The 26,538-nt window shown below is 74.6% G+C and carries 27 protein-coding genes and 1 tRNA gene; 10 read left to right on the top strand and 18 right to left on the bottom strand.

Annotated elements, in window-relative coordinates; translation table 11 throughout:
* Window positions 1-10 precede the first annotated feature (10 nt).
* Genes ACIQG9_RS05115 through ACIQG9_RS05100 form a run of 4 tightly spaced genes read right to left on the bottom strand, consistent with a single transcriptional unit; the run spans window position 11 to window position 2,657 of the window.
* Complete coding sequence (locus tag ACIQG9_RS05115; protein ID WP_400398560.1) at window positions 11-769, bottom strand: energy-coupling factor ABC transporter ATP-binding protein; 759 nt, start codon at window positions 767-769, stop codon at window positions 11-13.
* Complete coding sequence (gene cbiQ / locus ACIQG9_RS05110; protein WP_400398558.1) at window positions 766-1,536, bottom strand: cobalt ECF transporter T component CbiQ; 771 nt, start codon at window positions 1,534-1,536, stop codon at window positions 766-768. Before cbiQ ends, ACIQG9_RS05115 begins: the two co-directional genes overlap by 4 nt.
* A 12-nt stretch (window positions 1,537-1,548) precedes the next feature.
* Window positions 1,549-1,941 carry a PDGLE domain-containing protein gene (locus ACIQG9_RS05105; protein ID WP_400398556.1) on the bottom strand — a complete coding sequence of 131 codons (393 nt, stop codon included), beginning with the start codon at window positions 1,939-1,941 and terminating at the stop codon, window positions 1,549-1,551.
* On the bottom strand, window positions 1,938-2,657 hold the full coding sequence (locus tag ACIQG9_RS05100; RefSeq protein ID WP_400398554.1) for an energy-coupling factor ABC transporter permease: 720 nt from the start codon (window positions 2,655-2,657) through the stop codon (window positions 1,938-1,940). The genes ACIQG9_RS05105 and ACIQG9_RS05100 overlap by 4 nt, the downstream gene beginning before the upstream one ends.
* A gap of 196 nt (window positions 2,658-2,853) precedes the next feature.
* On the opposite strand from ACIQG9_RS05100, the gene bcp reads away from it, so the two are divergent.
* From bcp to ACIQG9_RS05085, 3 genes are all read left to right on the top strand, one after another.
* Entirely contained in the window at window positions 2,854-3,330 is a 477-nt protein-coding gene (gene bcp / locus ACIQG9_RS05095; RefSeq protein ID WP_400398552.1) for a thioredoxin-dependent thiol peroxidase, read from the top strand.
* 872 nt (window positions 3,331-4,202) lie between these two features.
* Window positions 4,203-4,288: transfer RNA gene (locus ACIQG9_RS05090), tRNA-Leu, on the top strand.
* 63 nt (window positions 4,289-4,351) lie between these two features.
* A complete protein-coding gene (locus tag ACIQG9_RS05085) occupies window positions 4,352-4,879 on the top strand; it encodes a GNAT family N-acetyltransferase (RefSeq protein WP_400398550.1) in 528 nt (175 codons plus the stop codon).
* 475 nt (window positions 4,880-5,354) lie between these two features.
* Here the strand turns inward: ACIQG9_RS05085 and ACIQG9_RS05080 are convergent, their stop codons facing one another.
* The 3 genes from ACIQG9_RS05080 to ACIQG9_RS05070 form a co-directional block, all read right to left on the bottom strand.
* Complete coding sequence (locus tag ACIQG9_RS05080; protein ID WP_400398549.1) at window positions 5,355-6,581, bottom strand: expansin EXLX1 family cellulose-binding protein; 1,227 nt, start codon at window positions 6,579-6,581, stop codon at window positions 5,355-5,357.
* Between the two features lie 63 nt (window positions 6,582-6,644).
* A complete protein-coding gene (locus ACIQG9_RS05075) occupies window positions 6,645-6,956 on the bottom strand; it encodes a hypothetical protein (protein WP_400398548.1) in 312 nt (103 codons plus the stop codon).
* Window positions 6,957-7,231: 275 nt separating this feature from the next.
* Window positions 7,232-8,065 carry a class I SAM-dependent methyltransferase gene (locus tag ACIQG9_RS05070; protein ID WP_400398546.1) on the bottom strand — a complete coding sequence of 278 codons (834 nt, stop codon included), beginning with the start codon at window positions 8,063-8,065 and terminating at the stop codon, window positions 7,232-7,234.
* A gap of 123 nt (window positions 8,066-8,188) precedes the next feature.
* Between ACIQG9_RS05070 and ACIQG9_RS05065 the strand changes: the two genes are divergently transcribed.
* The 7 genes from ACIQG9_RS05065 (at window position 8,189) to hutH (ending at window position 17,178) form a co-directional block, all read left to right on the top strand.
* Window positions 8,189-9,226, top strand: coding sequence for an LCP family protein (locus ACIQG9_RS05065; protein WP_400398544.1), 1,038 nt, complete (start codon window positions 8,189-8,191; stop codon window positions 9,224-9,226).
* Window positions 9,227-9,330: 104 nt separating this feature from the next.
* Window positions 9,331-10,182, top strand: coding sequence for a MurR/RpiR family transcriptional regulator (locus tag ACIQG9_RS05060; protein WP_400398542.1), 852 nt, complete (start codon window positions 9,331-9,333; stop codon window positions 10,180-10,182).
* Window positions 10,183-10,194: 12 nt separating this feature from the next.
* The gene (gene hutU, locus ACIQG9_RS05055; RefSeq protein WP_400398540.1) at window positions 10,195-11,850 is read left to right on the top strand and encodes a urocanate hydratase; all 1,656 of its coding nucleotides are present in this window, start codon (window positions 10,195-10,197) and stop codon (window positions 11,848-11,850) included.
* The gene (locus ACIQG9_RS05050; protein WP_400398538.1) at window positions 11,847-13,046 is read left to right on the top strand and encodes an allantoate amidohydrolase; all 1,200 of its coding nucleotides are present in this window, start codon (window positions 11,847-11,849) and stop codon (window positions 13,044-13,046) included. Before hutU ends, ACIQG9_RS05050 begins: the two co-directional genes overlap by 4 nt.
* Entirely contained in the window at window positions 13,043-14,398 is a 1,356-nt protein-coding gene (locus ACIQG9_RS05045) for a formimidoylglutamate deiminase (protein WP_400398798.1), read from the top strand. The genes ACIQG9_RS05050 and ACIQG9_RS05045 overlap by 4 nt, the downstream gene beginning before the upstream one ends.
* Window positions 14,399-14,449: 51 nt before the next feature.
* Entirely contained in the window at window positions 14,450-15,652 is a 1,203-nt protein-coding gene (hutI, locus tag ACIQG9_RS05040) for an imidazolonepropionase (protein ID WP_400398536.1), read from the top strand.
* Window positions 15,640-17,178 carry a histidine ammonia-lyase gene (hutH, locus tag ACIQG9_RS05035; protein WP_400398534.1) on the top strand — a complete coding sequence of 513 codons (1,539 nt, stop codon included), beginning with the start codon at window positions 15,640-15,642 and terminating at the stop codon, window positions 17,176-17,178. Before hutI ends, hutH begins: the two co-directional genes overlap by 13 nt.
* A 45-nt stretch (window positions 17,179-17,223) precedes the next feature.
* Here the strand turns inward: hutH and rdgB are convergent, their stop codons facing one another.
* The 11 genes from rdgB to ACIQG9_RS04980 all read right to left on the bottom strand — a co-directional run bounded on the left by rdgB (window position 17,224) and on the right by ACIQG9_RS04980 (window position 26,413).
* Window positions 17,224-17,838, bottom strand: a complete 615-nt coding sequence (gene rdgB, locus ACIQG9_RS05030; protein WP_400398532.1) for an RdgB/HAM1 family non-canonical purine NTP pyrophosphatase — start codon at window positions 17,836-17,838, stop codon at window positions 17,224-17,226.
* Window positions 17,835-18,563, bottom strand: coding sequence for a ribonuclease PH (gene rph / locus ACIQG9_RS05025; protein ID WP_400398530.1), 729 nt, complete (start codon window positions 18,561-18,563; stop codon window positions 17,835-17,837). Before rph ends, rdgB begins: the two co-directional genes overlap by 4 nt.
* Before the next feature lie 46 nt (window positions 18,564-18,609).
* The gene (locus tag ACIQG9_RS05020) at window positions 18,610-19,770 is read right to left on the bottom strand and encodes a glycosyltransferase (protein WP_400398529.1); all 1,161 of its coding nucleotides are present in this window, start codon (window positions 19,768-19,770) and stop codon (window positions 18,610-18,612) included.
* Window positions 19,767-20,942 (bottom strand): glycosyltransferase family 4 protein, encoded by a 1,176-nt coding sequence (locus ACIQG9_RS05015; protein ID WP_400398527.1) that lies wholly within the window; start codon window positions 20,940-20,942, stop codon window positions 19,767-19,769. The genes ACIQG9_RS05020 and ACIQG9_RS05015 overlap by 4 nt, the downstream gene beginning before the upstream one ends.
* A gap of 111 nt (window positions 20,943-21,053) precedes the next feature.
* The gene (locus ACIQG9_RS05010) at window positions 21,054-21,800 is read right to left on the bottom strand and encodes an MBL fold metallo-hydrolase (protein ID WP_400398525.1); all 747 of its coding nucleotides are present in this window, start codon (window positions 21,798-21,800) and stop codon (window positions 21,054-21,056) included.
* A 194-nt stretch (window positions 21,801-21,994) separates the two neighbouring features.
* Window positions 21,995-22,960 (bottom strand): PLP-dependent cysteine synthase family protein, encoded by a 966-nt coding sequence (locus tag ACIQG9_RS05005; protein ID WP_400398524.1) that lies wholly within the window; start codon window positions 22,958-22,960, stop codon window positions 21,995-21,997.
* A gap of 10 nt (window positions 22,961-22,970) precedes the next feature.
* Window positions 22,971-23,318, bottom strand: a complete 348-nt coding sequence (locus ACIQG9_RS05000; protein WP_400398522.1) for a MoaD/ThiS family protein — start codon at window positions 23,316-23,318, stop codon at window positions 22,971-22,973.
* A 64-nt stretch (window positions 23,319-23,382) separates the two neighbouring features.
* Entirely contained in the window at window positions 23,383-23,871 is a 489-nt protein-coding gene (locus ACIQG9_RS04995; protein WP_400398520.1) for a Mov34/MPN/PAD-1 family protein, read from the bottom strand.
* Between the two features lie 55 nt (window positions 23,872-23,926).
* Window positions 23,927-24,421, bottom strand: a complete 495-nt coding sequence (locus ACIQG9_RS04990) for a DUF2017 domain-containing protein (RefSeq protein WP_400398797.1) — start codon at window positions 24,419-24,421, stop codon at window positions 23,927-23,929.
* Window positions 24,422-24,423: 2 nt separating this feature from the next.
* Window positions 24,424-24,714, bottom strand: a complete 291-nt coding sequence (gene clpS / locus ACIQG9_RS04985) for an ATP-dependent Clp protease adapter ClpS (RefSeq protein WP_400398518.1) — start codon at window positions 24,712-24,714, stop codon at window positions 24,424-24,426.
* 133 nt (window positions 24,715-24,847) lie between these two features.
* Window positions 24,848-26,413, bottom strand: coding sequence for a hypothetical protein (locus ACIQG9_RS04980; protein WP_400398516.1), 1,566 nt, complete (start codon window positions 26,411-26,413; stop codon window positions 24,848-24,850).
* Window positions 26,414-26,538 lie beyond the last annotated feature (125 nt).

The following is a 26,538-nucleotide window of genomic DNA, read 5'->3' as shown; positions in this document are numbered from 1 at the left end:
CAGGGTGGGGTCAGCGGTGCGGGGTGAAGCCGTAGGGGAGTTCCAGGCGGTGACGGGACAGGAGATCCGGGTCGGTCAGGATGTCGGCGGTGGGAGCGTCGGCGGCGATCCGGCCGGCGTCCAGGATGACCGAGCGTTCACACAGCTCCGCCGCGTACGGCAGGTCGTGGGTGACCATCAGCAGGGTCACCGGGAGGGCGCGCAGGATCTCGGCCAGCTCGCGCCGGGCCGCCGGGTCCAGGTTGGACGACGGCTCGTCGAGCACCAGGATCTCCGGGCGCATGGCCAGCACCGTCGCCACCGCCACCCGGCGGCGCTGGCCGAACGACAGGTGGTGCGGGGCCCGGTCCCGGTGCTCGGCCATCCCCACCGCGGTCAGCGCCTCGTCCACCCGCGCGGCCAGCTCCGCCCCGCGCAGCCCCAGGTTGGCCGGGCCGAACGCCACGTCCTCGGCCACCGTGGGCAGGAAGAGCTGGTCGTCCGGGTCCTGGAAGACGATGCCCACCCGGCGGCGGATCTCGGCCAGGGTGTCCCGGTCCCGCGACACCGTCAGCCCACCCACGCACACCGACCCCTGGGTCGGGGTGAGGATGCCGTTGAGGTGCAGCACCAGCGTGGTCTTGCCGGCGCCGTTCGGGCCGAGCAGGGCCACCCGCTCGCCGCGCGGCACGGTCAGGTCCACCCCGTGCAGGGCGAGGTGGCCGTCCGGGTACGCGTACCGGACGCCACGGACGTCCAGGGAGACAGCGGTCTGCACGTACCCGATCATGTCAGGACGACGGCGGTCGCGGCGATGGTCACCGCCACGACCGGCACGGTGGCCGCCGCCACCCACTGCCCGGCGGTGGCCGCGCCGGCCCCCTGCCACACCGTCGGCATCCGGCCGGTGTAGCCACGGGAGACCATCGCCAGGTAGACCCGCTCGCCCCGTTCGAAGGCCCGCAGGAACAGCGCGCCCACCCCGGCGGCGAAGCCGCGTAGCTGCCACAGGAACCTCGGGTCGTCGCCCCGGGAGACCCGGGCCACCCGCATCCGGCGGGCCTCGCCGACCAGCACGTCGAGGTAGCGCAGCATGAAGGTGGCGATCTGGGTGAGAATCTGCGGGCAGCGCAGCCGGTCCAGGCCGACGATCAGGTCCCGGGTGGTGGTCGTCGCGGCCAGCAGCAGCGACGCCAGCACGCCGAGGGTGCCCTTGGCGACGATGTTCCACGCCCCGTACAGGCCGTCCACCGACAGGCTCAGCCCCGCGACGTCGACCCGCTCGCCCGCGCCGAGGAACGGCAGGGCGACGGCGAAGAGCACGAACGGCAGTTCGATCGTCGCGCGGAGCAGCAGCCAGCGCGGGCCGACCCGGGCCAGCCCGGCCACGGCGGCGACCAGCAGGGCGTACCCGCCGAAGGCCCAGAACGCCTCGCGCGGGGTGGCCACCACCGCGACGGTGAACAGCACCATCGCGACGATCTTCACCTCGGGCGCCAGCCGGTGCACCGGGGAGGAGGTGTCCCGGTAGAGCACGTGCAGGTGTCCGGCACCCACCGTCGTACCCCCTCAGCCGGCGGTGCCGGCGGGCTGCCGGTCCGCGCGTGGGGCGTCGTCGGTCCCGGCCGGGCTGCGCCGACGCAGCAGCCAGAAGACACCGCCGCCGAGCGCGAAGGTGAGCAGCACCCCGACCACCCCGGACAGGCCGGTGGAGAGGAAGCCGTTGTCCACGCCCCGGATGCCGTAGTCGGCGAGCGGACTGTCGGCCAGCTCGTGGTCCCTGGACCGCTGCGCCGGGCAGGAGCCGCCGGTGATCTCGTCGTCGGCGTTCACCGTGCAGCCGTTGAGCAGCGACGAGTCCAGGCCGTCCGGGTGGGCCGAGGCGTAGTTGCTGACCACACCGGCCAGCAGCAGGGCGACCAGCAGGCCGACCGCCACGAAACCCCAGGAACGCTTCCTCACCGGACACCTCCGACAGCCGGGACGGGAGCCGGCGCGGGCACCGGCTTCAGGGCGCGCAGCGCGTACACCAGGTCGGGCCGGACCTTGGCGACGGTGGCCACCGTGGTCGCGGTGATCAGCCCCTCGCCGATGCCGATCAGCAGGTGGACGCCGGCCATCGTGCCGGCCAGGCCGGTGATGTTGCCGCCCAGGTCGGTGGTGCCACCCAGCCAGTACTGGACGACGAAGCCCTGGGCCGCGACCACCACGCTGACCAGGGCCGAGACGAACGCGGTCACGGCCAGCCCGGTGGGGGTACGGGGCAGCACCCGCAGCAGGCCGGCGATCAGCAGGTACGCCGCGGCGGTGCCGAGCAGCGCCATGTTGGTGATGTTCAGCCCCAGCATGGCGACCCCACCGTCACCGAAGACGAGGGCCTGCACGATCAGCACCACCGCCACGCAGAGCGCGCCCACCCAGGGGCCGACCAGCAGCGCGGCCAGCGCGCCACCGAGCAGGTGGCCGGAGACACCGGCCGTGAAGATCGGGAAGTTGAGCATCTGCACGGCGAAGATGAACGCGGCGACCAGGCCGGCCATCGGTGCCAGCCGGTCGTCCAGGTCGCGCCGACCGCGCAGCACGCAGAAGGTCAGGGCGGCGAGCGCGACGGCCGCGAAGATCCCCGCCACCGGACCGTTGATGATCCCGTTCGAGATGTGCATCGCCAGGGTATCCACATGACCTCCCAGTCCACCGGCGCGCTCAGCCTATTTCCCGAACACCGTTGTTGCCAAGACATGGCAACAACGCATGGTGTCGATCACGTGCACTCCGGGGGGACGGCAGGTCGCCGACGCACCCGGGGCGACCCGGGGCGGCAACCACCGGCGCGGGTCGGCCGCCGTGTCCCACCCCGGCGGTAGGGTCGCAGCCATGACCGCGCCCGACCGCCTCACCCCCGGCGACCCCGCCCCCGACTTCACCCTCCCCACCGACACCGGCGAGACGCTCTCCCTGGCCGACCTGCGCGGTCGCCGGGTCATCGTGTACGCCTACCCGGCCGCGATGACCCCCGGCTGCACCAAGCAGGCCTGCGACTTCCGCGACTCGCTCGGCTCCCTCCAGGCCGCCGGCTACGAGGTGGTCGGCATCTCCCCCGACAAGCCGGCGAAGCTGGCCACCTTCCGGGAACGCGACGCCATCACCTTCCCGCTGGTCGCCGACACCGACAAGGCGGTGCTCACCGCGTACGGCGCCTACGGCGAGAAGCAGTTGTACGGCCGGACGGTGACCGGGGTGATCCGGTCCACCTTCGTCATCGACCCGGACGGCAAGATCGAGCGGGCGCTCTACAACGTCAAGGCCACCGGGCACGTCGCCAAGCTGCGCCGGGACCTCGGGCTCGACTGAGACCGTCACACCGGGCCACTACGGTCCGCACCTGGCCCGATACAAGCACCCACCCCAGCTTCTCGCCGAAGCGGCAGCCACCGCCCACTCGGTCACCGAGGTGCTGCGGCTGCTCGGCGTGCCCCTGAATGGCGGGTCCCACGCCCACCTCAGCCGACAGTTGAGGCGCTTTGGCATTGACACGTCCCACTTCACCGGCCGTCCGGCCGGGCGGCGGACCACCTCGACCCAACTGCTGCGGCGGCTGCCGGCCGGCTCCCGCCGCACGCCCGGCAGCCGCCTGAAGTGGGCGCTACGCGACATCGGCGTGCCGGAGGAGTGCGAGGAGTGCCGCACCGGACCACGTTGGCGGGGCAGGCCACTGGTCCTGCACGTCGACCACGTCAGCGGTGACTTCCTCGACAACCGGCCGCCGAACCTGCCCCTACTCTGTCCGAACTGTCACAGCCAGACGTCGACCTTCGCCGGCCGCAACCGGCAGCGTCACCCGCCCCGCCGATGCCGCCGCCGGCACCGTCGGCAGCGGAGCAGGCGACCGAGCTGATCAGACAGGTGGATGCCGGCATCATCGGCCCCAGCGAGGCCGCACGACGGATCGGCTGCCACCGCAACCAGGTGACCCGGCTCCGATGCCGACTCGCCACGACGGGCACCCTGACGCCGCCCGCCCGCCGCGCACCGGGCTCGATCCACCACGACACCGTGCTCGGGTTTGCCCTGGCCCATCCCGACCTGGGGCCACGCAGGCTCGCGGAACTCGTCCGAAGAGCGACCGACGGACGGTGCGTCGTCAGCCATGGGACGGTGTCGAACATCCTCCGCCGGGCGGCAGTTCCCACCGTTGCCGCGCGACGCTCTAAACTCTGACCCGAGCGGGAGTGGCGGAATGGCAGACGCGATAGGTTTAGGTCCTATTGTCCGAAAGGACGTGGGGGTTCAAGTCCCCTCTCCCGCACCACGGTGCTGTCAGGCGCATCACGATCGCGGGCTCACGCCGCGCTGAGGCATCAGGATTGCCGGCGTGAGTCTGCGCTTCGTCCTCGACCCCGACCTCAGCCCCGACCTGCGTGAACGAATCGTCGACCTCTGGGTCGACGTCACCAACGCCGGCGGGGCGGTCGGCTTCGTCGCCCCGGTCACCACCGCCGACGTACGCCCCGTCGCCGAGGCGACCTTCGCCGCCGTCACCGACGGGCCGGACCGGCTGCTGGTCGGCTACGCCGGCGACCGCCCGGTCGCGGTGCTGGTCCTGGCCGACAACCAGTTCCACCTGAAGCCACACTGGGGCACCCTCAAGCGGGTGATGGTGCACCCCGACACCCAGGGGCGCGGCTACGGCCAGGCCCTGATGCGGGAGGCCGCGCGTCGCGCCCCGGAACTGGGCTGGCAGGCGCTGCACGTGACCGTGCGGGGCGGCCTGGGGCTGGAGAATTTCTACGACCGGCTAGGCTACCGCGAGGTGGGCCGACTGCCCGGCGCGCTCCGGGTGGCGGCCGGCGACGACCGCGACGAGATCTTCATGTGGCGCGACCTGGACACCCCGGCCTGACCCGACGGCACCACCCACGGCCCGCCCGACATCCGGCGACGGCACGGCCGACATCCACCCACCGCCCGGCCGACATCCACCGACGGCGCGGCCGGCATCTGCCGACTCCGCGACCAGCGCCCGAAGCCTCCTGGAAACGCCGCTGGGACACCGCCGCCCCCGCAACCGATGACGGCGACCGAGCGGCCCCGCGCGTCGCCGGCCCAACGCCCGCCACCGCGTCCACCACCGCCGCACCGGGTCGTGCCAGTCGCCGACGAGCCCGGCTGATCGACTCCGGTTCGGCGAGGTGGCGTTATCCCGCTGGCCCCTACCCCGCCAGATCCCCGATATGGCACGGGACGACGGGCGCCCGGCCAGGGCCGGGCGCGCGGAGGCCGGGGGTGGGGGGTCAGGGGTGGGGGGTCAGGGGTGGGGGGTCAGGGGTGGGAGGTCAGGGGTGGGAGGTCAGGGGTGGGGGGTCAGGGGTGGGGGGTCAGGGGTGGGGGGTGCAGGCCGCCGTCGGGGCCTGCGCCGCGGTCGGTGGGGAGGAGGTCGGGGCGGGGGCGTCCAGCAGGGCCGATACCGACCCACTGGTGGCGGGGGACGGCGAGGCGGTCGGCGGTCGGCTCGGGGTGGCGCTGGGGTGCGCCGAGGGCCGCCGGGTGGACGGGACGCTCTGGGCGACGGGTGCGCCGCCAGCGCCGTACATCTTCACGGTGCCGCGCTGCACCCGGCCGGGGGACATGGTGATGCCGGTGGCGGTGACCCGGTGGCCGTACACGTCGGTGACCCGGAGGGCGTACGGGCCGGGGCCGGCGCCCGAGTCGACCAGCCAGTAGTTGTAGTCCTGCCGGGCGGTCGCGCGCCACGCACCGGAGCCCTGTCGTACCTCCACCGAGCGCAGCGGGTTGCCGTGCTCGGCGACCAGCACGGCGAACCAGTACTGCGACGCGCCCTCCTTGATCCGGAAGGTGAGCGGGCCGGGCAACGGCGGGTCCACCGCCGCCCGGTAGCTGACGTTGACGACACCCTGCACCGGGTCGGCGATCCGGGCGAACGCCTCGCGGGAGAGGTCGAGGTGGCCGGGCGGGCACTCCGGGCACTGGTCCATAATCAGGACCCGGACGCTGCCCCGGGGACCGGTGACGTCGAGGTGTCCCCCGCAGGCGGCGCCGGCGGTGTACTCGGTGGGGCCCAGCGCCACGTAGAGCCGGTTCGCCGGGGCGGACGGGTAGGAGCAGTTCCCGCCCGCGCCCTTCGAGTCGTAGTAGGTGGCCTTTCCCTTGTGGACGGCGGTGCCGGTGGGCGGGGCGGCGAGAGCCAGCGGCGCGACCACCAACGGCGGCGCAGCGCGAGCCACCGACGCGACCACCAACGGCGGCGCGGCGAGAGCGACGGGCGCGACCACCCAGGGCGGCGCGACGGGCGCGACCACCAAGGGCGGCGCGACGGGAGCGACCACCCAGGGCGGCGGGGCGAGAGCCAGCGGCGCGACCACCGACGGCGGCGCGGCGAGAGCCAGCGGCGCGGCCCGGGCGACCGGCGGGGCGGCGCAGGCGGGGGCGGCGCCGGTGCGCAGCGCGAGGCTCAGCCCGAGCACGGCGGCGAGCGCGGCGACACCCCCGGCGGCCAGCAATCGCCGCCGACCGGAGCGGGGGGCCCGGCGGCGGCCCGGTCCGGGGCGGTCGGTGGGGTCGTGGGGAGGGCTGCCGTCGGTCACGCCGGTCGATGTTGCCGGACCGGCCGGGCCGGGGACAAGGCGGCTAAGCCAAAGCTAAGGCGGTTAGCCGAGCCGGTTGCGGTGCAGCCCGGAGGCGATCACGGTGAGCGACCGTAACGGTTCGGCGATCTCCGGCCGGCTGCGCAGCAACTCCTCCAGGCGGACCCGCCAGCGGCCGGCTTCGAGCTGGGCGTTGTCGGGAGCCACCGGGGGGCGCAGCCGGCGGTGGGTGTCCCGGAGGGAGTCTTCGTACCCGGGACCGAGCAGCTCCCCGACCTCGGCGCACAGCCAGGCGAAGAGATCGTCGTCGGGGACGGCCGCGACGATCAGGCGGGCCGTGTCCCAGGCCACGCGGGGGTGGTGGATCACCTGCATCTCGACTCCTCTGTCGACGTGAGGCGCTCCGGCCATCATCGATCCGGACCGGGGCCGGCGACAAGGCCCGCCCGTCGGAGTCGGCGCTCAACCGTGACCTGGTCGCCGACGGTCACCCGCCCGGCTCCGTGGCGGCGAGGGCCGGCCGGAGCGGAGTTTCCGGCCGGTGTCGCGGTGCCGGGCGAGGACGCGCTGGCCGCCCGGTTACCCGGCGACGGCGTCGTGGTCGAGCCGGTGGCAGCCCTTGACCGGGTACGTGTGGCTGGCGGTCAGCCTCACCAGGCGACCCCGATGCCGTCGCCGGGGTACCAGTGGTCGAGCGGCGTCTCCCGGTAGGCGAGAAAGCGCCGGCCGGTGCGTTCGGCGTGCTCGGCGAGGACGGCGGTGGTGGTGACGTTGTCGGTGAGCAGGACGGCGCCGGGGGCCAGTTTCGGCTCGACGGCGGTGAACTCGCGCCGCTCGTGTTCGCGGCTGTGGTCGCTGTCGTGCAGGAACAGGTTCACCGGCCGGTCCAGGGCGGTGATCGCGGCGACGGAGTCGCCGACCCGCAGGTCGACCACGTCGGACCAGGGTGCGCTGCGGGCCAGGTAGCCGGCCTCCGGGTTGATGTCCAGCGAGGTGAGCCGGCCGGGGTGCCCCTCGGCGGCGTTGCGCAGCAGGGCGGCGGCGAGGACGCAGCTACCGAGGCCCTTGTCGGTGCCGGTCTCCACCACGTGGGCGGGGCGGGTGGCCCGGACGATGGCATACCAGCCGACCCGGCGCGCGTAGTGGACCCGGCGGTCGGCGAGGCCACGGCGGGCGGACCGGGCGGTGGCCTCTTCGATGTGCCGGCGCAGCGCCGCGTCGCCCTCGATCTCGTCGAGGTAGCCCCGGACCTGGGCCACCGGGACGTCGCAGACGACGCTGACGAGCCAGGCCAGGTGCTGCCGGCTGAGTCGGGTCAGCTCGTAGGTGTAGTTGTGGTGTTCCCGGGAGGTGAACAGCCACGTCGTCGAGGTACGCAGCACCTTGGCGTCGTGCCGGGCGACCCGGGCGAGCCGTTTGGGAAAGGCGGCCACTGGTGCCAGCGGGGTACGGGCGATGGCCCGGCGCAGCTTCGTCGCGTCCACGCCGAGGGTTCTACCAGTCGCAGGTGACGAGCGGCTGAACGTCGGCGCACGGGAACCCTTCGGCGGCCGGCCGTGGTCGTACGCGGGCTGCCCGGACTGACTGACGCTCAGTAACATGCGCGCATGCCAGAAGGCGAGCAGGTCTCGGAGACAGCCCCGGTCCGGTCCGACGAGGTGGCGCGGTCCCGGCCCCGCCGGCGGGGTCGCCGGATCGTACTGGTGACCCTGCTGGTGCTGGCCCTGCTCGGGGCGGGCGGGGTCGGCGCGGGCGCGTTCTACCTGCGTTCGGTCGAGAAGGACGTCGAGCGGGTGGACGCCTTCACGCGGGTGCCGCAGGAGAGCCGGCCGCCGGTGCTGGCCCGGGACGCCACGAACATCATGATCCTGGGCAGCGACTCCCGGGACCCGGAGCGGACCGCCGGCTCGCGCACCGACACGATCATCCTGGCCCACCTGCCGAAGGACCGGAAGAGCGCGCAGCTCGTCTCGATCCCCCGGGACACCTGGGTGCACGTCCCCCGGTCGGGGGACGGCGGGCACGGCGGCCGGGACGCGAAGATCAACGCCGCGTACGCCTGGGGTGGCATCCCGCTGATGGTGCAGACCGTGGAGGAGTTCACCAGGGTGCACGTGGACCACGTGGCGGTGATCGACTTCGCCGGCTTCAAGGAGATCATCGACGCGCTGGGCGGGGTGGACATCACCGTGGACCGCGACTTCACCTCGATCCACCCGCCGCAGCGCACCTTCCGGGCGGGCCGGCAGACGATGGACGGCGAGACGGCGCTGGACTACGCCCGGCAGCGCAAGCAGTTCCCGGACGGCGACTTCGCCCGGATCCGGCACCAGCAGCAGGTGATCAAGGCGATCCTGGACAAGGCGGCCACCGGCGGCATCCTGACCAGTCCGGGCCGGCTGAACGACTTCGTCCGGGCGGCCTCGGCGTCGGTCTCGGTCGACCGGGAGATGTCGCTGCTGGACATGGCGACCGAGCTGCGGGGCATGCGGGGCGGGAACCTCGCCTTCTTCACCAGCCCGACCCGGGGCACCGGCCGGGTCGGCAGCGAGAGCGTGGTCTTCGCCGACGAGGAGAAGTGCAGGGCGTTCTACGACGCGGTCCGGCGGGACGCGGCTACGGAGATCGCCCGCGCCGGCGGCTGACCCGACGTCACCACCGGGCCGGGCAGGGTCACGACATGGTCCGGAGCGGATCCGGTGATGGCGCGCGCTTGCTTGATGAAAGTTTTCATGCATAGAGTCTCGGCATGAATGACGGAGCCGTCGCCGCGTACCCGGACCGGGTGCTCGACCTGTTCCACGGCGTCCGGCTCACCCCCACCCAGCGGCGCATCGCGCACTGCCTGGTGCAGCACGCCGCCGCCGCGGCGTACCTGTCGGCGGCCGAGGTGGCCGAACTGGCCGGGGTGAGCCAGCCGTCGGTGACCCGGTTCGCCGTGGCGCTCGGCCACGACGGCTACCCCGCGCTGCGCCGCCGGCTGCGGGAGCTGACCGCCGCCGGCCCGGACGGCCACCCCGACGACGGCAACGAACTCCAGCTCGCGGTACGCGCCGAGATGGCCAACCTGGACCGGCTGGCCGGGGAGCTGGCCGACCGGGAACGGATCGGCGCCGCCGGCCGGCTGCTCGCGGCGAGCCGACCGCTGCCGGTGCTCGGCCTGCGGGCCGCCGCGCCGCTGGCCGCCTACTTCGCCTACTTCGCCGCCAAGGTGCACCCGGACGTCCGGGTCCTCGACGACGGCGGCAGCCTGCTCACCGACCGCCTCGAACAGGCCGCCGTGTCCGGGGCCACCGCGCTGCTGGCCTTCGTGCTGCCCCGCTACCCCCGGGAGACCCTCGACGCGCTGCGCGAGGCCCGCGCCGCCGGCCTCACCGTCGTCGCCATCACCGACTCCCCGGTCAGCCCCGCCACCGAGTACGCCGAGCTGGTGCTCCCCGCCGCCGTCGGCACCGACCTCGTCTTCGACCTGCACACCGCCCCGATGACCCTGGCGATGGTGGTCCTCCAGGCGATCTGCGACGCCGCCCCGATCCAGACGCAGACCCGCCTGGAGGCGTTCGAGTCGTCCGCCGCCCGTCGTCAGTTGTTCCTCGGCTGAGAGGAGTACGCCATGCACCAGCCCGTCCGCGCCGCCCGTGGCACCACCCGTACCGCGAAGGGGTGGCCGCAGGAGGCCGCCCTGCGGATGCTCATGAACAACCTCGACCCGGAGGTCGCCGAGCGCCCCGACGACCTGGTCGTCTACGGCGGCACCGGGAAGGCCGCCCGGGACTGGCCGTCGTACCACGCGCTGGTGCGGACGCTGACCGAGCTGCGCGACGACGAGACGATGCTGGTGCAGTCCGGCCGCCCGGTCGGCGTCATGCGCACCCACGAGTGGGCGCCCCGGGTGCTGCTGGCCAACTCCAACCTGGTCGGCGACTGGGCCACCTGGCCGGAGTTCCGCCGCCTGGAACAGCTCGGCCTGACCATGTACGGGCAGATGACCGCCGGCTCGTGGATCTACATCGGCACCCAGGGCATCCTCCAGGGCACCTACGAGACGTTCGCCGCCGTCGCCGCCAAGCGGTTCGGCGGCAGCCTGGCCGGCACGCTGACGCTGACCGCCGGCTGCGGCGGGATGGGCGGGGCGCAGCCGCTCGCGGTCACCATGAACGGCGGCGCCTGCCTGATCGTGGACGTGGACCGGACCCGGCTGGACCGCCGGGTGCACGACCGCTACCTGGACGAGGTGGCCGACTCGCTGGACGACGCGGTGGCCCGGGTGCTCGCCGCGAAGCGGGACCGGCGGGCGTTGAGCGTCGGGGTGGTCGGCAACGCGGCCACCGTCTTCCCCGAGCTGCTGACCCGCGGCGTCGAGATCGACATCGTGACCGACCAGACCAGCGCGCACGACCCGCTGTCGTACCTGCCGGAGGGGGTGGAGCCGGCCGACGCCCGGGACTACGCGGCGGCCAAGCCGGCCGAGTTCACCGACCGGGCGCGGGCCTCGATGGCCAAGCACGTCGAGGCGATGGTCGGCTTCCTCGACGCCGGCGCGGAGGTCTTCGACTACGGCAACTCGATCCGGGGCGAGGCGCGCCTGGGCGGGTACGAGCGGGCGTTCGACTTCCCCGGCTTCGTGCCGGCGTACATCCGGCCGCTGTTCTGCGAGGGCAAGGGCCCGTTCCGGTGGGCGGCGCTCTCCGGCGACCCGGCCGACATCGCCGCCACCGACCGGGCCATCCTCGACCTGTTCCCGGAGAACGAGTCCCTGGCCCGGTGGATGCGGATGGCCGGTGACCGGGTCGCCTTCCAGGGCCTGCCGGCGCGGATCTGCTGGCTCGGCTACGGCGAGCGGGACCGGGCGGGGGTGCGGTTCAACGAGATGGTCGCCGCCGGTGAGCTGACCGCGCCGGTCGTCATCGGCCGGGACCACCTGGACTGCGGCAGCGTCGCGAGCCCCTACCGGGAGACCGAGGCGATGGCCGACGGCTCCGACGCGATCGCCGACTGGCCGCTGCTCAACGCGCTGGTCAACACGGCCAGCGGGGCGTCCTGGGTGTCGATCCACCACGGCGGCGGGGTGGGCATCGGCCGGTCGATCCACGCCGGGCAGGTGTGCGTCGCCGACGGCACCGCGCTGGCCGGGCAGAAGATCGAACGGGTGCTCAGCAACGACCCGGCGATGGGCGTCATCCGGCACGTCGACGCCGGCTACGACACCGCCCGCGAGGTCGCCGACCGCACCGGCGTCCGGGTGCCGATGGCGGAGGGCCCGGCGTGACCGACCTGGCCGCCCGGTTCCGGGAGCTGTGGGACGAGATCGCGCCGGTCGGCCGGGACGCCGACAGCGGCGGCTACCTGCGGTACGCGCTGACCGAGCCGGAGCTGCGGCTGCGGGACTGGTTCCGCGAGCAGGCCGACCGGCGGGGCATGCCGGTCGCCGGGGACGGCAACGGCAACCTGTTCGCCTGGTGGGGCGACCCGGCCGCCGGCGACGCGGTGCTCACCGGCAGCCACTTCGACTCGGTGCCGTACGGCGGGGCGTACGACGGGCCGCTCGGCCTCGTCAGCGCGTACCTCGCCGTGGACGAGCTGCGGGCCGCCGGGGTCACCCCGGTCCGGCCGGTGGTGGTGGCCGCGTTCGTCGAGGAGGAGGGGGCCCGGTTCGGCGTACCGTGCCTGGGGTCGCGGCTGCTCACCGGCGAGATCGACGCCGACCGCGCGGCCGGGCTGCGTGACCCGGCCGGGGTGAGCTTCGCCGAGGCGCTGGGCGACCGGCCGGCGGGCGCCGACCCGGCGCTGCTCGGCCGGTTCACCGCCTTCGTGGAGCTGCACGTCGAGCAGGGTCGCGCGCTGGTCGACGCCGGTGCGCCGGTCGCGGTGGCCAGCGCGATCTGGCCGCACGGCCGGTGGCGTTTCGACCTGCGCGGCGAGGGCAACCACGCCGGTACGACGCGGATGGCCGACCGCCGCGACCCGATGCTCACCTACGCGTTCACCGTGCTGGCGGCCAACAAGGAGGCCCGGCTGCGCGGCGCGCACGCCACCGTCGGCCGGGTGGCGGTGGAACCGAACGCCACCAACGCGATCCCGTCGCGGGTGACCGGTTGGCTGGACGCCCGGGCCGCCGAGCCGGAGACGCTGCACGGCCTGGTCGAGGCGGTGCGGGCCAAGGCCGCCGAGCGGGCCCGGCGGGACGGCACCGAGCTGACCGTGACCGAGGAGTCGGCCACCCCGCTGGTCGCCTTCGACGGTGGGCTGGCCGACCGGCTGGCGGCGCTGCTGGCCGCGCCGGTGCTGCCCACCGGGGCCGGCCACGACGCCGGGGTGCTCGCCGCGCACCTGCCCACCGCGATGCTCTTCGTCCGCAACCCGACCGGGGTGTCGCACTCCCCCGCCGAGTCGGCCACCGACGCGGACTGTGCCGCCGGGGTGACCGCCCTGGCCCGGGTGCTGGAGGAGCTGGCATGCCACTGACCCGTTGGCTGGCCGAACAGGCGTGGCTGCCCGACCACGCCGAGCCGACACCCGACGTGCTGATCGAGGCCGAGGACGGCCGGATCACCGCGCTCACGCCGCTGACCGGCGGCACCGCGCCCACCGCCGGGGTCGACGTGCTGGGCGACGCGGTACCGCTGGCCGGGCTCACCCTGCCCGGCCTGGCCAACGCCCACTCGCACGCCTTCCACCGGGCGCTGCGCGGGCGTACCCACGGCGGCCGGGGTGACTTCTGGAGCTGGCGCGACGTCATGTACGACGTCGCCGGCCGGCTCGACCCGGACTCGTACCTGGCCCTGGCCCGGGCCACCTACGCCGAGCTGGCCCTGGCCGGGGTGACCTGCGTCGGCGAGTTCCACTACCTGCACCACGGCCCCGACGGCACCCCGTACGACGACCCGAACGCGATGAGCGCGGCGCTGGTCGAGGCGGCGGCGCAGGCCGGCATCCGGATCACCCTGCTGGACACCTGCTACCTGACCGCCACCGTCGACGGGGAGCCGCTGGCCGGGCCGCAGCGCCGGTTCGGCGACGGGGACGCGGCGCGCTGGGCGGCGCGGGTCGACGGGTTCCACCCGGCCGGCCCGCACGCCCGGGTCGGGGCGGCGATCCACTCGGTGCGCGCGGTGCCGGCGGAACAGCTCGGCACCGTCGCCGGCTGGGCGGACCGGCACGCCGCGCCGCTGCACGTGCACCTGTCGGAGCAGCCCGCCGAGAACGACGCCTGCCGCGCGGCGCACGGCCGTACCCCGACCGGGCTGCTCGCCGCGCGCGGGGTGCTCGGCGAGAACGTCACCGCCGTGCACGCCACCCATCCGACCAGCGCCGACCTGGCCCTGCTCGGTGAGCACCGCACCGGCGTGTGCCTCTGCCCCACCACCGAACGGGACCTGGCCGACGGGATCGGGCCGGCCCGGCGGATGGCCGACGCCGGCATCCCGCTCAGCCTGGGCAGCGACAGCCACGCCGTGGTCGACCTGTTCGAGGAGGCCCGCGCGGTGGAGTTGGACGAGCGGCTGCGCACCCGTCGGCGGGGGCACTTCACCGCCGCCGAGCTGCGCGACGCCGCCACCGTCGCCGGGCACGCCGCGCTGGGCTGGGCCGACGCCGGCCGGCTCGCGGTGGGCGACCGGGCCGACCTGGTCACGGTACGGCTCGACAGCCCCCGGACGGCCGGGGTGCCACCGGTGGGGGTGTTCTTCGCGGCCACCGCCGCCGACGTGGTCCACGTGGTGGTCGACGGCCGGCAGGTGGTGCGCGACGGCCGGCACGTGAGCGTGGACGTACCGGCGGAGCTGCGCGCGTCGATCGCGGCGGTGACCGGTGCGTAGCGGCGCCGGGTGGGCGCCGCGGGCACTGCCGGCCGCTCCGGGAGGCACGGCGTGAGCAGCCTGCTGGTCGACAACATCGCCGAGCTGGTCACCAACGTGCCGGGGGCCGGCGAGGACGGGCCGCTGGGCATCCGGCGCGGGGCCGCCCTGCTGGTGGAGGAGGGCCGGGTCGCCTGGATCGGCCCGGGGCGCTACGCGCCGGCCGCCGACCGGCGGATCGACGCCGAGGGCGGCGCGGTGCTGCCCGGTTTCGTGGACAGCCACGCCCACCTGGTCTTCGCCGGGGACCGGGCGGCCGAGTTCGCCGCCCGGATGGCCGGCGAGCCGTACACCGGGGGCGGCATCCGTACCACGGTCGGCGCGACCCGGGCCGCCAGCGACGACGAGTTGCGGGCCACCGTCCAACGGCTGCGCGGTGAGGCGGTCCGGCAGGGCACCACCACCATGGAGATCAAGAGCGGGTACGGCCTGACCGTCGCCGACGAGGCCCGCTCGCTGCGGATCGCCGCCGAGTTCACCGCCGAGACCACCTTCCTCGGCGCGCACGTCGTCCCCGCCGAGTACGCCGGCCGCGCCGACGACTACGTGGGGCTGGTCTGCGGGCCGATGCTCACCGCCGCCGCCCCGTACGCCCGCTGGGTGGACGTCTTCTGCGAGCGGGGCGCCTTCGACGCCGACCACGCCCGGGCGATCCTCACCGTCGGGCAGGCCGCCGGGCTGGGGGTACGGCTGCACGCCAACCAGCTCGGCCCCGGGCCGGGCGTACGGCTCGGGGTGGAGCTGGGCGCGGCCAGCGTCGACCACTGCACCCACCTGTCCGACGCCGACGTCGAGGCGCTCGCCACCTCGGCCACGCCCGACGGCTCGGGGGCGGCCACCGTGGCCACCCTGCTGCCCGGGGCGGAGTTCTCCACCCGGTCGCCGTACCCCGACGCCCGGAGGCTGCTCGACGCGGGGGCGACCGTGGCGCTGGCCACCGACTGCAACCCGGGGTCGTCGTACACCTCGTCGATGCCGTTCTGCGTCGCGCTCGCCGTACGCGAGATGCGGATGACCCCGGCGGAGGCGGTGTGGGCCGCGACGGCCGGCGGCGCGCGGGCGCTGCGCCGCGACGACGTCGGGGTGCTGCGGCCCGGCGCCCGGGCCGACCTGATGATCCTCGACGCCCCGTCCCACCTGCACCTGGCCTACCGGCCAGGTGTCCCACTGATCCGCCAGGTTCTGCACAACGGAGTGCCGCAATGTCGACTGTGACCATCCAGCCCACCGGAATCACCCCCGCCGACGTGCTCGCCGTGGCGCGGGGCACCACGACGGTCGTCCTCGACCCGGCCGCCGTCGAGGCGATGGCGGCCAGCCGGTCCATCGTGGACGGCATCGAGGCCGCCGGCCGCCCGGTGTACGGCGTCTCCACCGGCTTCGGGGCGCTGGCCAACACCTTCGTCGCCCCGGAACGCCGGGCCGAGCTGCAACACGCGCTGATCCGCTCGCACGCCGCCGGCATCGGCGCGCCGATGCCGCGCGAGGTGGTCCGGGCGATGATGGTGCTGCGGGTCCGCTCGCTGGCGCTGGGCCGCTCCGGGGTCCGGCCGCTGGTCGCCCAGGCGCTGGTCGACCTGCTCAACCACGACGTCACCCCGTGGGTGCCGGAACACGGGTCGCTGGGTGCGTCCGGTGACCTGGCCCCGCTCGCGCACTGCGCGCTGGTGCTGCTCGGCGAGGGCTGGGTGCTCGGCCCGGCCGGCGAGCGGATCGACGCCGCCGACGCGCTGTGCCGGGCCGGGCTGGCACCGGTCGCGCTGGCCGCCAAGGAGGGGCTGGCGCTGATCAACGGCACCGACGGCATGCTCGGCATGCTGCTGCTGGCGATCCACGACGCCCGGCACCTGCTCGCCATGGCCGACGTGACCGCCGCGCTGGCCATCGAGGCGATGCTCGGCTCGGAGCGGCCGTTCCTGCCCGAGCTGCACGCCATCCGCCCGCACCCGGGGCAGGCCGCGTCGGCGGCGAACATCCACCGGCTGCTCCAGGACTCCCGGGTGATGGACTCGCACCGCGACGACCTGGCGCACGCGGTGCAGGACGCGTACTCGATGCGGTGCGCCCCGCAGGTGGCCGGCGCGGCCCGGGACACGCTCGACTTCGTCGAGACGGTGGCCGGTCGGGAGCTGCGCTCGGTGGTGGACAATCCGGTGGTGCTGCCCGACGGGCGGGTCGAGTCGACCGGCAACTTCCACGGCGCGCCGCTCGGCTTCGCCGCCGACTACCTGGCCATCGCCGCCGCCGAGGTGGGCGCGATCGCGGAACGCCGGGTGGACCGGCTGCTCGACGTGACCCGCAACCGGGAACTGCCGGCGTTCCTCTCCCCCGACGCCGGGGTGAACTCCGGCCTGATGATCGCCCAGTACACGGCCGCCGGCATCGTCGCGGAGAACCGCCGACTGGCCGCGCCCGCCTCGGTCGACTCGCTGCCCACCAGCGGGATGCAGGAGGACCACGTCTCGATGGGCTGGGCGGCGACCAAGAAGCTGCGCACCGTGCTGGACAACCTGACCAGCCTGCTCGCCGTGGAGCTGCTCGCCGCCGTACGCGGGCTCCAGCTCCGCGCGCCGCTGACGCCGTCGCCGGCCGGGCGGGCGGCGGTGGCCGCGCTGGGCACGATCGCCGGCGAGCCCGGCCCGGACGTCTTCCTCGCCCCGGTGATGGAGGCGGCCCGCTCGGTGCTGGCCGGGCCGGAGCTGCGGGCCGCCATCGAACGGGAGGTCGGCCCGCTGCGCTGACCCCACCGCCGCCCGCGCCGACCTGACGGTGCCACCGGGGCTCCGTCAGGCGGTGGGCAGCACCTTGGCGACCAACTTCGCCAGCTCGCGCAGGGCCTTGCCACGGTGGCTGATCGCGTCCTTCTCCGCCGGCGTCAGCTCCGCGTTCGTCCGGTCCTGGCCGTCACCGAGGAAGATCGGGTCGTACCCGAAGCCGCCCTCGCCGCGCGGGGCGCGCAACAACCGGCCGGCCTGGCGGCCGTCGACCAGGTGCTCCTTGCCGCCGGGCAGGACCAGCGCGACGGTGCAGACGAAGGACGCCGCCCGGTGGTCGTCGGGCAGGTCGGCGATCTGGTCCAGCACGAGCTGGAGGTTGGCCCGGTCGTCGCCGTGCCGGCCCGCCCAGCGGGCGCTGAACACGCCCGGCATGCCGTTGAGCGCGTCGACCGCGATCCCGGAGTCGTCGGCGATGGTGGGCAGGCCGGTCCGCCGGCAGCCCTCACGCGCCTTGATCAGGGCGTTCTCGCCGAAGGTGAGGCCGGTCTCCGGCAGCTCCGGGTACTCCTCGACGTCGTCGAGGCCGAGCAGGGCGATCCGGTGCGCGCCCAGCGCGCCGTCGAGGATCCGCTGCAACTCGACGAGCTTCTTGCGGTTACGGGTGGCGAGCAGGACCTTGTTCACGATGCCAGTGCCTTCCGCTGAGCCTCGGCCAAATCCAGACAGCCCAACGACGCCACGTCGAGCAGGGCGTCGAGCTGCGCCCGGGAGAAGACGCCGGCCTCGCCCGTCCCCTGCACCTCGACGAAGTCACCCTCACCGGTGCAGACCACGTTCATGTCCACCTCGGCGGCGACGTCCTCCTCGTAGCAGAGGTCCAGCCGGGGCTCCCCGGCGACGATCCCGACACTGACCGCGGCCACCGACCGGTGCATCACCTTCTCCGGCTTGCCGGCCAGCGACTTGCGGGCCGCCAGCCAGCTCACCGCGTCGTACAGCGCGACGTAGCCGCCGGTGATCGCGGCGGTACGGGTGCCGCCGTCGGCCTGGAGCACGTCGCAGTCGAGCACGATCGAGTTCTCGCCGAGCGCCTTGAGGTCGACGCAGGCCCGCAGGCTCCGGCCGATCAGTCGGGAGATCTCGTGGGTCCGCCCGCCGATCTTCCCCCGGACGCTCTCCCGGTCGGAGCGGGTGTTGGTGGCCCGGGGCAGCATCGCGTACTCGGCGGTCACCCAGCCGAGCCCGGAGCCCTTGCGCCAGCGGGGCACCCCCTCGGTCACGCTGGCGGTGCACAGCACCCGGGTGCCACCGAACTCGACGAGCACCGAGCCCTCCGGGTGGGTGCTCCAGCCCCGGGTCAACGTCACCGGTCGGAGTTGGTCGGGCCGCCGCCCGTCAGGTCGCGCCATGCCTGCACCCTATGCGGTGCGGTGATCGACCAGTCCCGCGGTCTCCTCAGCCGGTGGCCCTGGGCTCCCCGGCCGGGGTCGACCGGCCCGACCCGACGCCGTGCACCCGCAGGAAGCCGGTGACGGAGGCCGGCCAGGAGAACTCCTCGGCGCGGGCCCGGGCCGCCGCCCGCCGGGCCGCCGCCGGCCGGTCCAGCAGCCGGACGACCGCGTCGGCGATCGCCGTCGGCGTGCCGTAGGCGGCGACCCCGGCCGCGCCGACCACCTCGGGCAGCGCGCTGGCCGCGTTCACCACCACCGGCGTGCCGGCGGCCAGCGCCTCCAGGCCGGCCAGGCCGAACGTCTCCACCGGCCCCGGGGCGAGCACCACGTCGGCGGTGGCGAGCAGCGTGGCGACCGCCGACCGGTCGGGCAGGAAGCCGGTGAAGTGGACCGGCAGCCCGGCCGACCGGGCCGCCAGGGCCCGCCGGGACGGCCCGTCGCCGGCCATCACCAGGACCGCGGGCACGCCGGCCCGGCGCAGCGCGGCCAACGCGTCGACCGCCAGGTCGGGACGCTTCTCGGTGCTCAGCCGCGCGCAGTGGACCAGCAGCACCTCGGTGTCGTCGGCGTACCGCTCGCGCCCGGCCCGGTCGGCCCGGTCCGGGTGGAACGTGTCGAGGTCCACGCCGAGCGGCACCACCTCCACGGGTGCGTCGATCCGGGTGAACTCCTCGGCCGCCCAGCGGGTGGTGCAGACGATCCGGTCGTACGCCTCGCCGGTACGCCGGTTCAGCCCGTCGGCGAGGCCGCGGGCGCGGCCGGGCGGCAGCCGCCACTGGCCCAGCAGGCCGGTCAGGCACTCGTGGGACACCATCACCGCGGGCACGCCGTTCGCCCGCGCCCAGCCGCCGGTCCACCGCAACGTCGACCGGTCGGAGACCTCCAACCGGTCCGGGGCCAGCCGGTCCAGCAGCCGCTCCACCGGCCGACGGGCGGTCAGCAGCCGGTAGCCGCCGCTGCCGGGCAGGACCGGGCCGGGCAGGGTGACCACCGTCCCCCACGGATGCCGGCGCACCCCCGGCCGCTCCCCCGGGATCACCAGCACCGGGTCGTGCCCGGCGGCCCGGTAGCCCTCGCCGAGGTGCCGCAGGGCGGTACGCAGCCCGCCGGAGCGGCCGGTGACGAAGTTCGCCAGCCGGACGATCCGCAGCCCACCGCCGGTCACGGGACGATCGGCCGGCCGGTCGCCGGGAGGCCGAGGCCGACCGTCGACGGAGCGGACCGGGCGGCCAGCCGGACCGCCTCGTAGTGCCCGACGAGTTCGTCGCCGACGGCGCTCCAGCTCCGCCGGCCGACGGCGAGCCGGGCCGCCACCCCGTACCCGGCCCGCCGGTCCGGGTCGGCGGCGAGCGCGGCCACCGCGTCGGCGATGGCGTCCGCGTCCCCGGGCGGCACCAGCAGCCCGGTCACGCCCGGCTCGACCAGGTCCACCGGGCCGCCGGCCGCCGGGGCCACCACCGGCAGTCCGCTCGCCGCCGCCTCCTGCACGGTCTGCCCGAACGTCTCGTGCGGGCCGGTGTGCACGAAGACGTCCAGGCTGGCGTAGAGCCGGGCCAGGGCCTCGCCGTGCTGCACGCCGAGGAAGCGCACCCGGGGCAGGGCCCGTTCCAACTGCCGGCGGACCGGCCCGTCACCGGCCACCACGACCCGGACGCCGGGCAGCCGGGAGGTGGCCGACAGCAGGTCAACCCGCTTCTCCGGGGCCAGCCGTCCCACGTAGCCGACCAGGACCTCGCCGTCCGGGGCGAGGGAGCGGCGCAGCGCGGCGCACCGCCGGTCGGGGTGGAACCGGTCGGCGTCCACCCCGCGCCGCCAGAGCCAGATCCGCTGCACCCCGTTGGCGATCAGGTCGGCGGCGGCCCGGGTGGAGGGGGCGAGGGTGCGGTGCGCCGAGTTGTGGATCTCCCGCAGCCGCCGCCAGGCCGCCGCCTCGCCCCAGCCCACCCGGTACGCGCGGGCATAGGAGGCGACGTCGGTCTGGTAGACGGCGACGGTCGGCAGCCCGTGCCGCCGGGCCAGCGTCGCGGCCCGCGCGCCGAGCACGAACGGACTGGCCAGGTGCACCACGTCGGGGTCGTGCGCGAGCAGCGCGGCGGCCAGCCGGGCGCCCGGCACGCCGAGCCGGAAACCGCCGTAGCGCGGCAGCGGCACGCTGGGGATCCGGACCACCGGGAACGGCTGCCGGTCCACCGGTCGCCGCCGGGCGCCGGGCGGGGCCGGGGCGACGACCAGCGGCTGGTGGCCCCGGGCCACCAGGTGTTCCGCCGTACGGACGACCGAGTGCGCGACACCGTTGACATCCGGCGGGAACGACTCGGTCACGATGGCGATCCGCATGGTGCCACCGTGCGGGCGGCAGCGGTGCGCCAGTCGACGGGCCGGCGACGCGGCGGCGAACAGTACCGCACGAATCCGCACCGGTGGATCGGCGACCGGCCGGCGGGCCGGTCAGACGTCGTAGCTGGCGCCGGCCCGGACCACTTCCAGCGGACCCGCGTACGCCCCGGCGGCCGACGCGACGGTGTGCGACTCGCTGCCCCAGGCCACCACCAGGTGGGTCAGCAGCAGCCGCCCGACCCCGGCCTTGGTGGCCGCCTCGCCCGCCTCCCGGCCGGTGAGGTGCAGGTCCGGCGGGTTCTCCACGCCGTCGAGGTAGCTGGCCTCGCAGAGGAAGACGTCCGCCCCCTGGGCCAGCCGCAGCAGCGCGTCGCAGGGGGCGGTGTCCGAGGAGTAGCAGAGCACCTTGCCGTCGTGTTCCAGCCGCACCCCGTACGTCTCGACGGGATGGTTGACCCGGTCGACGGTGACGGTGAACGGGCCGATCGGGAAGGTGCCCGGTTGGAGGCCGTAGAACTGGTAGACGTCCTCGATCGTGCCGTCGTCCTGGCCGTACACGGCGGCGAGCCGGTCCGGGGCGCCCGGCGGCGCGTAAACCGGCAGCGGCGGGCAAGGGCCGTCCGGGGCGTACCGCCGGACCACCACGTACGACGCGGCGTCGAGGATGTGGTCGCAGTGCAGGTGGGTGAGGAGGATCGCGTCGGGGGCGTGCAGCCCGGCGTAGCGCTGGAGGGTGGACAGCGAGCCCGGGCCGAAGTCGACCAGGAGACGGAAGCCCTGCGCCTCGACGAGGTAGGCCGAGCAGGGGGACTCGGGACCGGGGAAGCTACCCGCGCAGCCCAGCACGGTCAGCCTCATCCGGTTGCCCCGCGATTACCGACCGTAGTCGACACGCCGGTGTCAGCATCGCTGATGATCTCTACCGACGCGTACGCCACGCTGCGCAGCCTACGCGCAGCTACGGCGAGGCAAGAATCATCTGTTGGAAGTTGTCATCAACGTGACACCCACGGGACCGGCCGGCGGTCGACCGGCCGGTCCGTGACCGGGCGTCAGGCCCAGAGCTGACCGTCCAGGGCCTCCTCGGCGTCGGCGAGCGTGCCGCCGTACGCGCCGGTGGAGAGGTACTTCCAGCCGCCGTCGCAGACCACGAACGCGACGTCGGCCCGACGGCCGTCCCGCACCGCCTCGTGCGCCACCGCCAGCGCGGCGTGCAGGATCGCCCCGGTGGAGAAGCCGGCGAAGATGCCCTCCACCTCCACCAACTGCCGGGTCCGCAGGACCGCGTCCCGGGTGCCGACGGAGAACCGGCGGTGGAGCACGGTGGCGTCGTAGAGCTCGGGGACGTAACCCTCGTCGATGTTGCGCAGGCCGTAGACCAGCTCGCCGTAGCGCGGCTCAGCCGCCACCACCTGGATGCCCTCGACCTTGTCCCGCAGGTAACGCCCGGTGCCCATCAGGGTGCCGGTGGTGCCCAGGCCGGCCACGAAGTGCGTGATGGTGGGCAGGTCGTGCAGCAGCTCCGGCCCGGTCGTCTCGTAGTGCGCCCGGGCGTTGGCCTCGTTGCCGTACTGGTAGAGCATCACCCAGTCCGGGTGTTCGGCGGCGATCTGCTTCGCGGTGGCGACCGCCTGGTTCGAGCCGCCCGCGGCCGACGAGAAGATGATCTCCGCGCCGTACATCCGGAGCAACTGGACCCGCTCGGTGGAGACGTTCTCCGGCATCACGCAGACCAGCCGGTAGCCGCGCAGCTTGGCCACCATCGCCAGGGAGATACCGGTGTTGCCGCTGGTCGGCTCCAGGATGGTGTCACCCGGGCGGAGCCGGCCGGCCTGCTCGGCCGCGCGGACCATGAACAGGGCCGCCCGGTCCTTGATGCTGCCGGTCGGGTTGCGGTCCTCCAGCTTCGCCCACAGCCGCACCGGCGGTGCCCCGTCGGGCACCGTCGGCGAGAGCCGGGGCAACCCCACCAGGGGGGTGCCACCGCACGCGTCGAGCAGGCTGTCGTACCGCGCCATGCCGGCCGCCTCAGCGGGCGGCGACGGCCGCGCGCCGGGACACGGCGTGCGAGGCGATCGCCGCCGCCGCCGCGAAGCCGAACGCGCCGCCGGCCACCGCCGGCAGGATGGTCACGCTGTCGCCGTCGCTGAGCTTGGCGTCCAGCGCGCCGAGGAACCGGACGTCCTCGTCGTTGACGTAGACGTTGACGAACCGGTGCAGCGCGCCGGTGTCGGTGACCAGCCGGCCCCGCAGGCCGGCGTGCCGGGAGTCCAGGTCGGCGAGCAGGTCGCCCAGGGTGTCCCCGGCGCCCTCGACGACCTTCGCGCCGCCGGTGTGACTGCGCAGGATGGTGGGGATGCGAACCTCGATGGCCATGACGTCGTGCTCCTTGATCGGATGTGCCTCGGTGACGGACGGGAACGGTGTGCGGCGCTGAAGGTCAGCGGCCGGAACACTCGTAGTCGACCGTCGCCGGGCTCTGCCCGAACATGTAGGACTGGACGGCGTGCGGGTCCACCCCGGCGTCCACGATCCGCACCGGCTCCTCGGTCACCACGCCGTCGACGATCCGGAAGGAACGGATCTCCTCCGTGCCCGGCTCGCGGGTGGAGACCAGCAGGTAGTGCGCACCCGGCTCACCGGCGAAGGAGACGTCCGTACGGGACGGGTACGCCTCCGTGGCGGTGTGCGAGTGGTAGATCACCACCGGCTCCTCGTCGCGGTCGTCCATCTCCCGCCACACCCGGAACTGCTCCATCGAGTCGAACTCGTAGAACGTCATCGAGCGGGCCGCGTTGTCCATCGGGATGTGCCGGGTCGGGGTGTCGCTGCCGACGGGACCGGCGACCACGCCACACGCCTCGTCCGGGTGGTCCCGGCGGGCGTGGACGACGATCGCCTCGACGATCGACCGGTCGATGCTCAGCACGCCGACCAGCCTAGCGCCCACCCACCGGACCCGGCGAGGCGGCGACCGTCACACTTCAGTCGATCAGGGCGTTGAGCAGGGACTCCTGGAGATAACCCAGGTAGGCGTAGACCGACAGTTGGAACACCCGGGACGAGGTCGGATCCGCGGCGACCGCGTCGTCGAGCTCCTCACCCAGGTCGGTGCCGTCCTTGATCTCCAACCGGACGCCCATCGCGAGCCGGGCGTCGTTGAGCGCGCGCAGCCACGCCTCGGCCGCCTCGGCGTCCAGCCGCACCTCGCCGCCGGCCTCGTCGGGCAGCGCGGCGAGGATCGCCCCCGCCTGGTCGATCTTGGCGGTCTTGAGGTCACCCTCGGTGTACCGGCGGAACTCCGCCGTACCGGCCGGGTCGTCCGGGTACGCCTCGGGGAAGAGCCGGCCGACCACCGGGTCGGTGTGGTCGAAGCCGTCGGTGAGCAGCCCCACCACCTCGGTGGCGACCTTGCGCAGCACCCGCACCTCGTCCACGGCGAACGTGGCCACGTAGCGGCCGCCCTGGCGGCGGAACATGCTCACGACCGGTCCACCGTCGCCCAGAGCCCGTACGCGTGCAGTTGCGACGCGTCGTGCTCCATCCGCTCCCGGGCCCCGCTGGAGACCACCGCCCGACCCTTGTGGTGCACGTCCAGCATCAACTTCTCGGCCTTCTCCCGGCTGTACCCAAACAGCTTCTGGAAGACCCAGGTCACGTACGTCATGAGGTTGACCGGATCGTCCCAGACGATCGTCACCCACTGCCGGTCCGCGACCGGCACGTCGTCGGTGTCCGGCGTCTCGACCGGTGCAACCTGTGGAGCCGCCATGCCCTCCATCGTGCCACCGGAAGCGCCGATCCGATGAACCGGAACGCCGGGGCGGCCCGGATCACCCTCCCGAACTGCGGAAACCGGGTGGGACGAGGATGCGGTGGGGATGCGCACGGAGACGGTCGGTCGATCAGGCGAGCAGGATGCCGTGGTCGAGGGCGTCGGAGAGGACCCCGTCGAGCGAGAACCGGACGGCGTCGAAGCGCCGGGACACGTCGCGGGACAACTCCAGCTCGACCTCGCGCAGCGCCCGCTGGGCCCAGGAGCGGGCACCGTTCGGGTCGTCGTTGCCCGGGCTGCGCCAGTGCTGCCAGCAGCCGCCGGAGAGCGCGATGCTGATCGGCGGCAGCACCTCGGCACGCTCCGCGCCGGGATGCCCGGCCAACGCGTCCATCGCACCGATGCCGGGCAGCCCCGCCACCCCGGCCGTGCTGGTGACCAGGAGCACCCGGTCCAGTTCCCGCGCCGAGGGGTGGTCCGCCAGGCCCCACCGGACCGCCGCGACGATCCGCCGGCGGACGCCCTCGGCCAGCGGCGCGCCGAACACCCGGGCGGCGGCCTCGTCGAGGATCTCGTGCACGGCCTGGTCCTGCTGGGCGGTGGCGAGCAGGGACAACGCCTCCAGCTCCCGGTCGAGTAGCTGCGGCAGCCCCGCGCAACCGACCCCGAACACGATCTCCTGGACCGCGCGCAGGTGGATGGCGGCCAGTTCGAGGGCGAGATGCTGGCGGATGCTGCGGGCACAGGAGCGGGTCTGCCGGTCCAACCGGTCCGCCCAGTCGACCGGCGGGGGATCGGCGGTCACGGTCACCCGGCCGTGGGCGCCGGGCAGTACGGGTGGCTGTTGGCTCGCCCGGCGCAGCCCCTCGTCGGCCGCCCAGCCCACCAGCGCCCGGCGCAGGGCCGGGTGCTCGGCCTGGTGCACCGGATACCAGCGGGCCTCGGCGAGGGCCGGCACGGCGGCCAGCAGCGCCGCCCGGTGCGCCTCGACGGTGACCGCCACCGGGTCGACCGGCACCTCGGCCCGGGAGGCGCTCCGGGTCGCGGGGACGGACACCCCCGTGCCGTCCGTCGCCACGCCCTCCGCTGCCGCCCAGCCACCCACGCCGGGGGTGACCACGAAGAAGACCGGTCGCCGCGCCTGGGCCACCTCGGCGAGCAGGTGCAGCTCGGCGGCGGTGAAGACCTGATCCGCGCCGATCACGAAGAGCAGCGCGCCGGCGCGGCCCACCGCGTCCAGCAGGAGCCGTCCGCCGGCCGCGCCCAGGACGTCGGTGTCCGGCGTGTCGAGCACGGCGAAGTGCCGCAGCAGCGGCTTCGGCAGGCTCAGCTCGACCCGGCGGGGCGGGCGGGCCAACGCCGGGCCGGCCGCCGCCTGGTCGGCGCCGTAGGAGTGCGGCTGGCGGTAGCCGGGCACGTACGCGGCGCGGGTGGCGACCCGGGCGTGCCGCACCAGCAGGCAGCTTCCCGCCGGCACGCCGAGCATCCCGGAGGGTACGCCGAGCAGGGCGGCGAGCACCTCGCGCCGGGCGGCCCCGGCGGGGCCGGCGGCGACCACGGCGAGCGACTCGTCGGGGCCGGGCTCGGTGACGCCGAGGCGGGCCGGCAGCGGGCCGCAGCGGGGCAACTCGACGGCCTCCGGTTCGTCGGGCACGTCATCGGGCACATCGACCCCGGGAACTGAACCGGGCTTCATTCGGCGGCCTCCGGGTCAGGGGCGGGCACCGCTTCCGCACCCGCGTGGACATCCGGCACAATCACATCCGGATGCCGGAAGGTTACGGGCCGTGCCGGTCTGCGGTGGAACATCTCGGATACTCA

The sequence above is a fragment of the Micromonospora sp. NPDC092111 genome, assembly GCF_044755745.1.
Lineage (GTDB): Bacteria > Actinomycetota > Actinomycetes > Mycobacteriales > Micromonosporaceae > Micromonospora.
This window is presented reverse-complemented; position numbering and strand designations above follow the sequence as displayed.

Excerpts from the sequence above, each read along its gene's own strand:
- ACIQG9_RS05000 (WP_400398522.1), bottom strand. The coding sequence starts at position 23,318 with ATGGCCATCGAGGTTCGCATCCCCACCATCCTGCGCAGTCACACCGGC.
- ACIQG9_RS05075 (WP_400398548.1), bottom strand. The coding sequence starts at position 6,956 with ATGCAGGTGATCCACCACCCCCGCGTGGCCTGGGACACGGCCCGCCTG.
- hutH (WP_400398534.1), top strand. The coding sequence starts at position 15,640 with ATGTCGACTGTGACCATCCAGCCCACCGGAATCACCCCCGCCGACGTG.
- ACIQG9_RS05060 (WP_400398542.1), top strand. The coding sequence starts at position 9,331 with ATGAATGACGGAGCCGTCGCCGCGTACCCGGACCGGGTGCTCGACCTG.
- clpS (WP_400398518.1), bottom strand. The coding sequence starts at position 24,714 with ATGGCGGCTCCACAGGTTGCACCGGTCGAGACGCCGGACACCGACGAC.
- ACIQG9_RS04980 (WP_400398516.1), bottom strand. The coding sequence starts at position 26,413 with ATGAAGCCCGGTTCAGTTCCCGGGGTCGATGTGCCCGATGACGTGCCC.
- ACIQG9_RS05065 (WP_400398544.1), top strand. The coding sequence starts at position 8,189 with ATGCCAGAAGGCGAGCAGGTCTCGGAGACAGCCCCGGTCCGGTCCGAC.
- rph (WP_400398530.1), bottom strand. The coding sequence starts at position 18,563 with ATGGCGCGACCTGACGGGCGGCGGCCCGACCAACTCCGACCGGTGACG.
- hutU (WP_400398540.1), top strand. The coding sequence starts at position 10,195 with ATGCACCAGCCCGTCCGCGCCGCCCGTGGCACCACCCGTACCGCGAAG.
- ACIQG9_RS04990 (WP_400398797.1), bottom strand. The coding sequence starts at position 24,421 with ATGTTCCGCCGCCAGGGCGGCCGCTACGTGGCCACGTTCGCCGTGGAC.
- ACIQG9_RS05015 (WP_400398527.1), bottom strand. The coding sequence starts at position 20,942 with ATGCGGATCGCCATCGTGACCGAGTCGTTCCCGCCGGATGTCAACGGT.
- ACIQG9_RS05010 (WP_400398525.1), bottom strand. The coding sequence starts at position 21,800 with ATGAGGCTGACCGTGCTGGGCTGCGCGGGTAGCTTCCCCGGTCCCGAG.
- ACIQG9_RS05005 (WP_400398524.1), bottom strand. The coding sequence starts at position 22,960 with ATGGCGCGGTACGACAGCCTGCTCGACGCGTGCGGTGGCACCCCCCTG.
- ACIQG9_RS05115 (WP_400398560.1), bottom strand. The coding sequence starts at position 769 with ATGATCGGGTACGTGCAGACCGCTGTCTCCCTGGACGTCCGTGGCGTC.
- bcp (WP_400398552.1), top strand. The coding sequence starts at position 2,854 with ATGACCGCGCCCGACCGCCTCACCCCCGGCGACCCCGCCCCCGACTTC.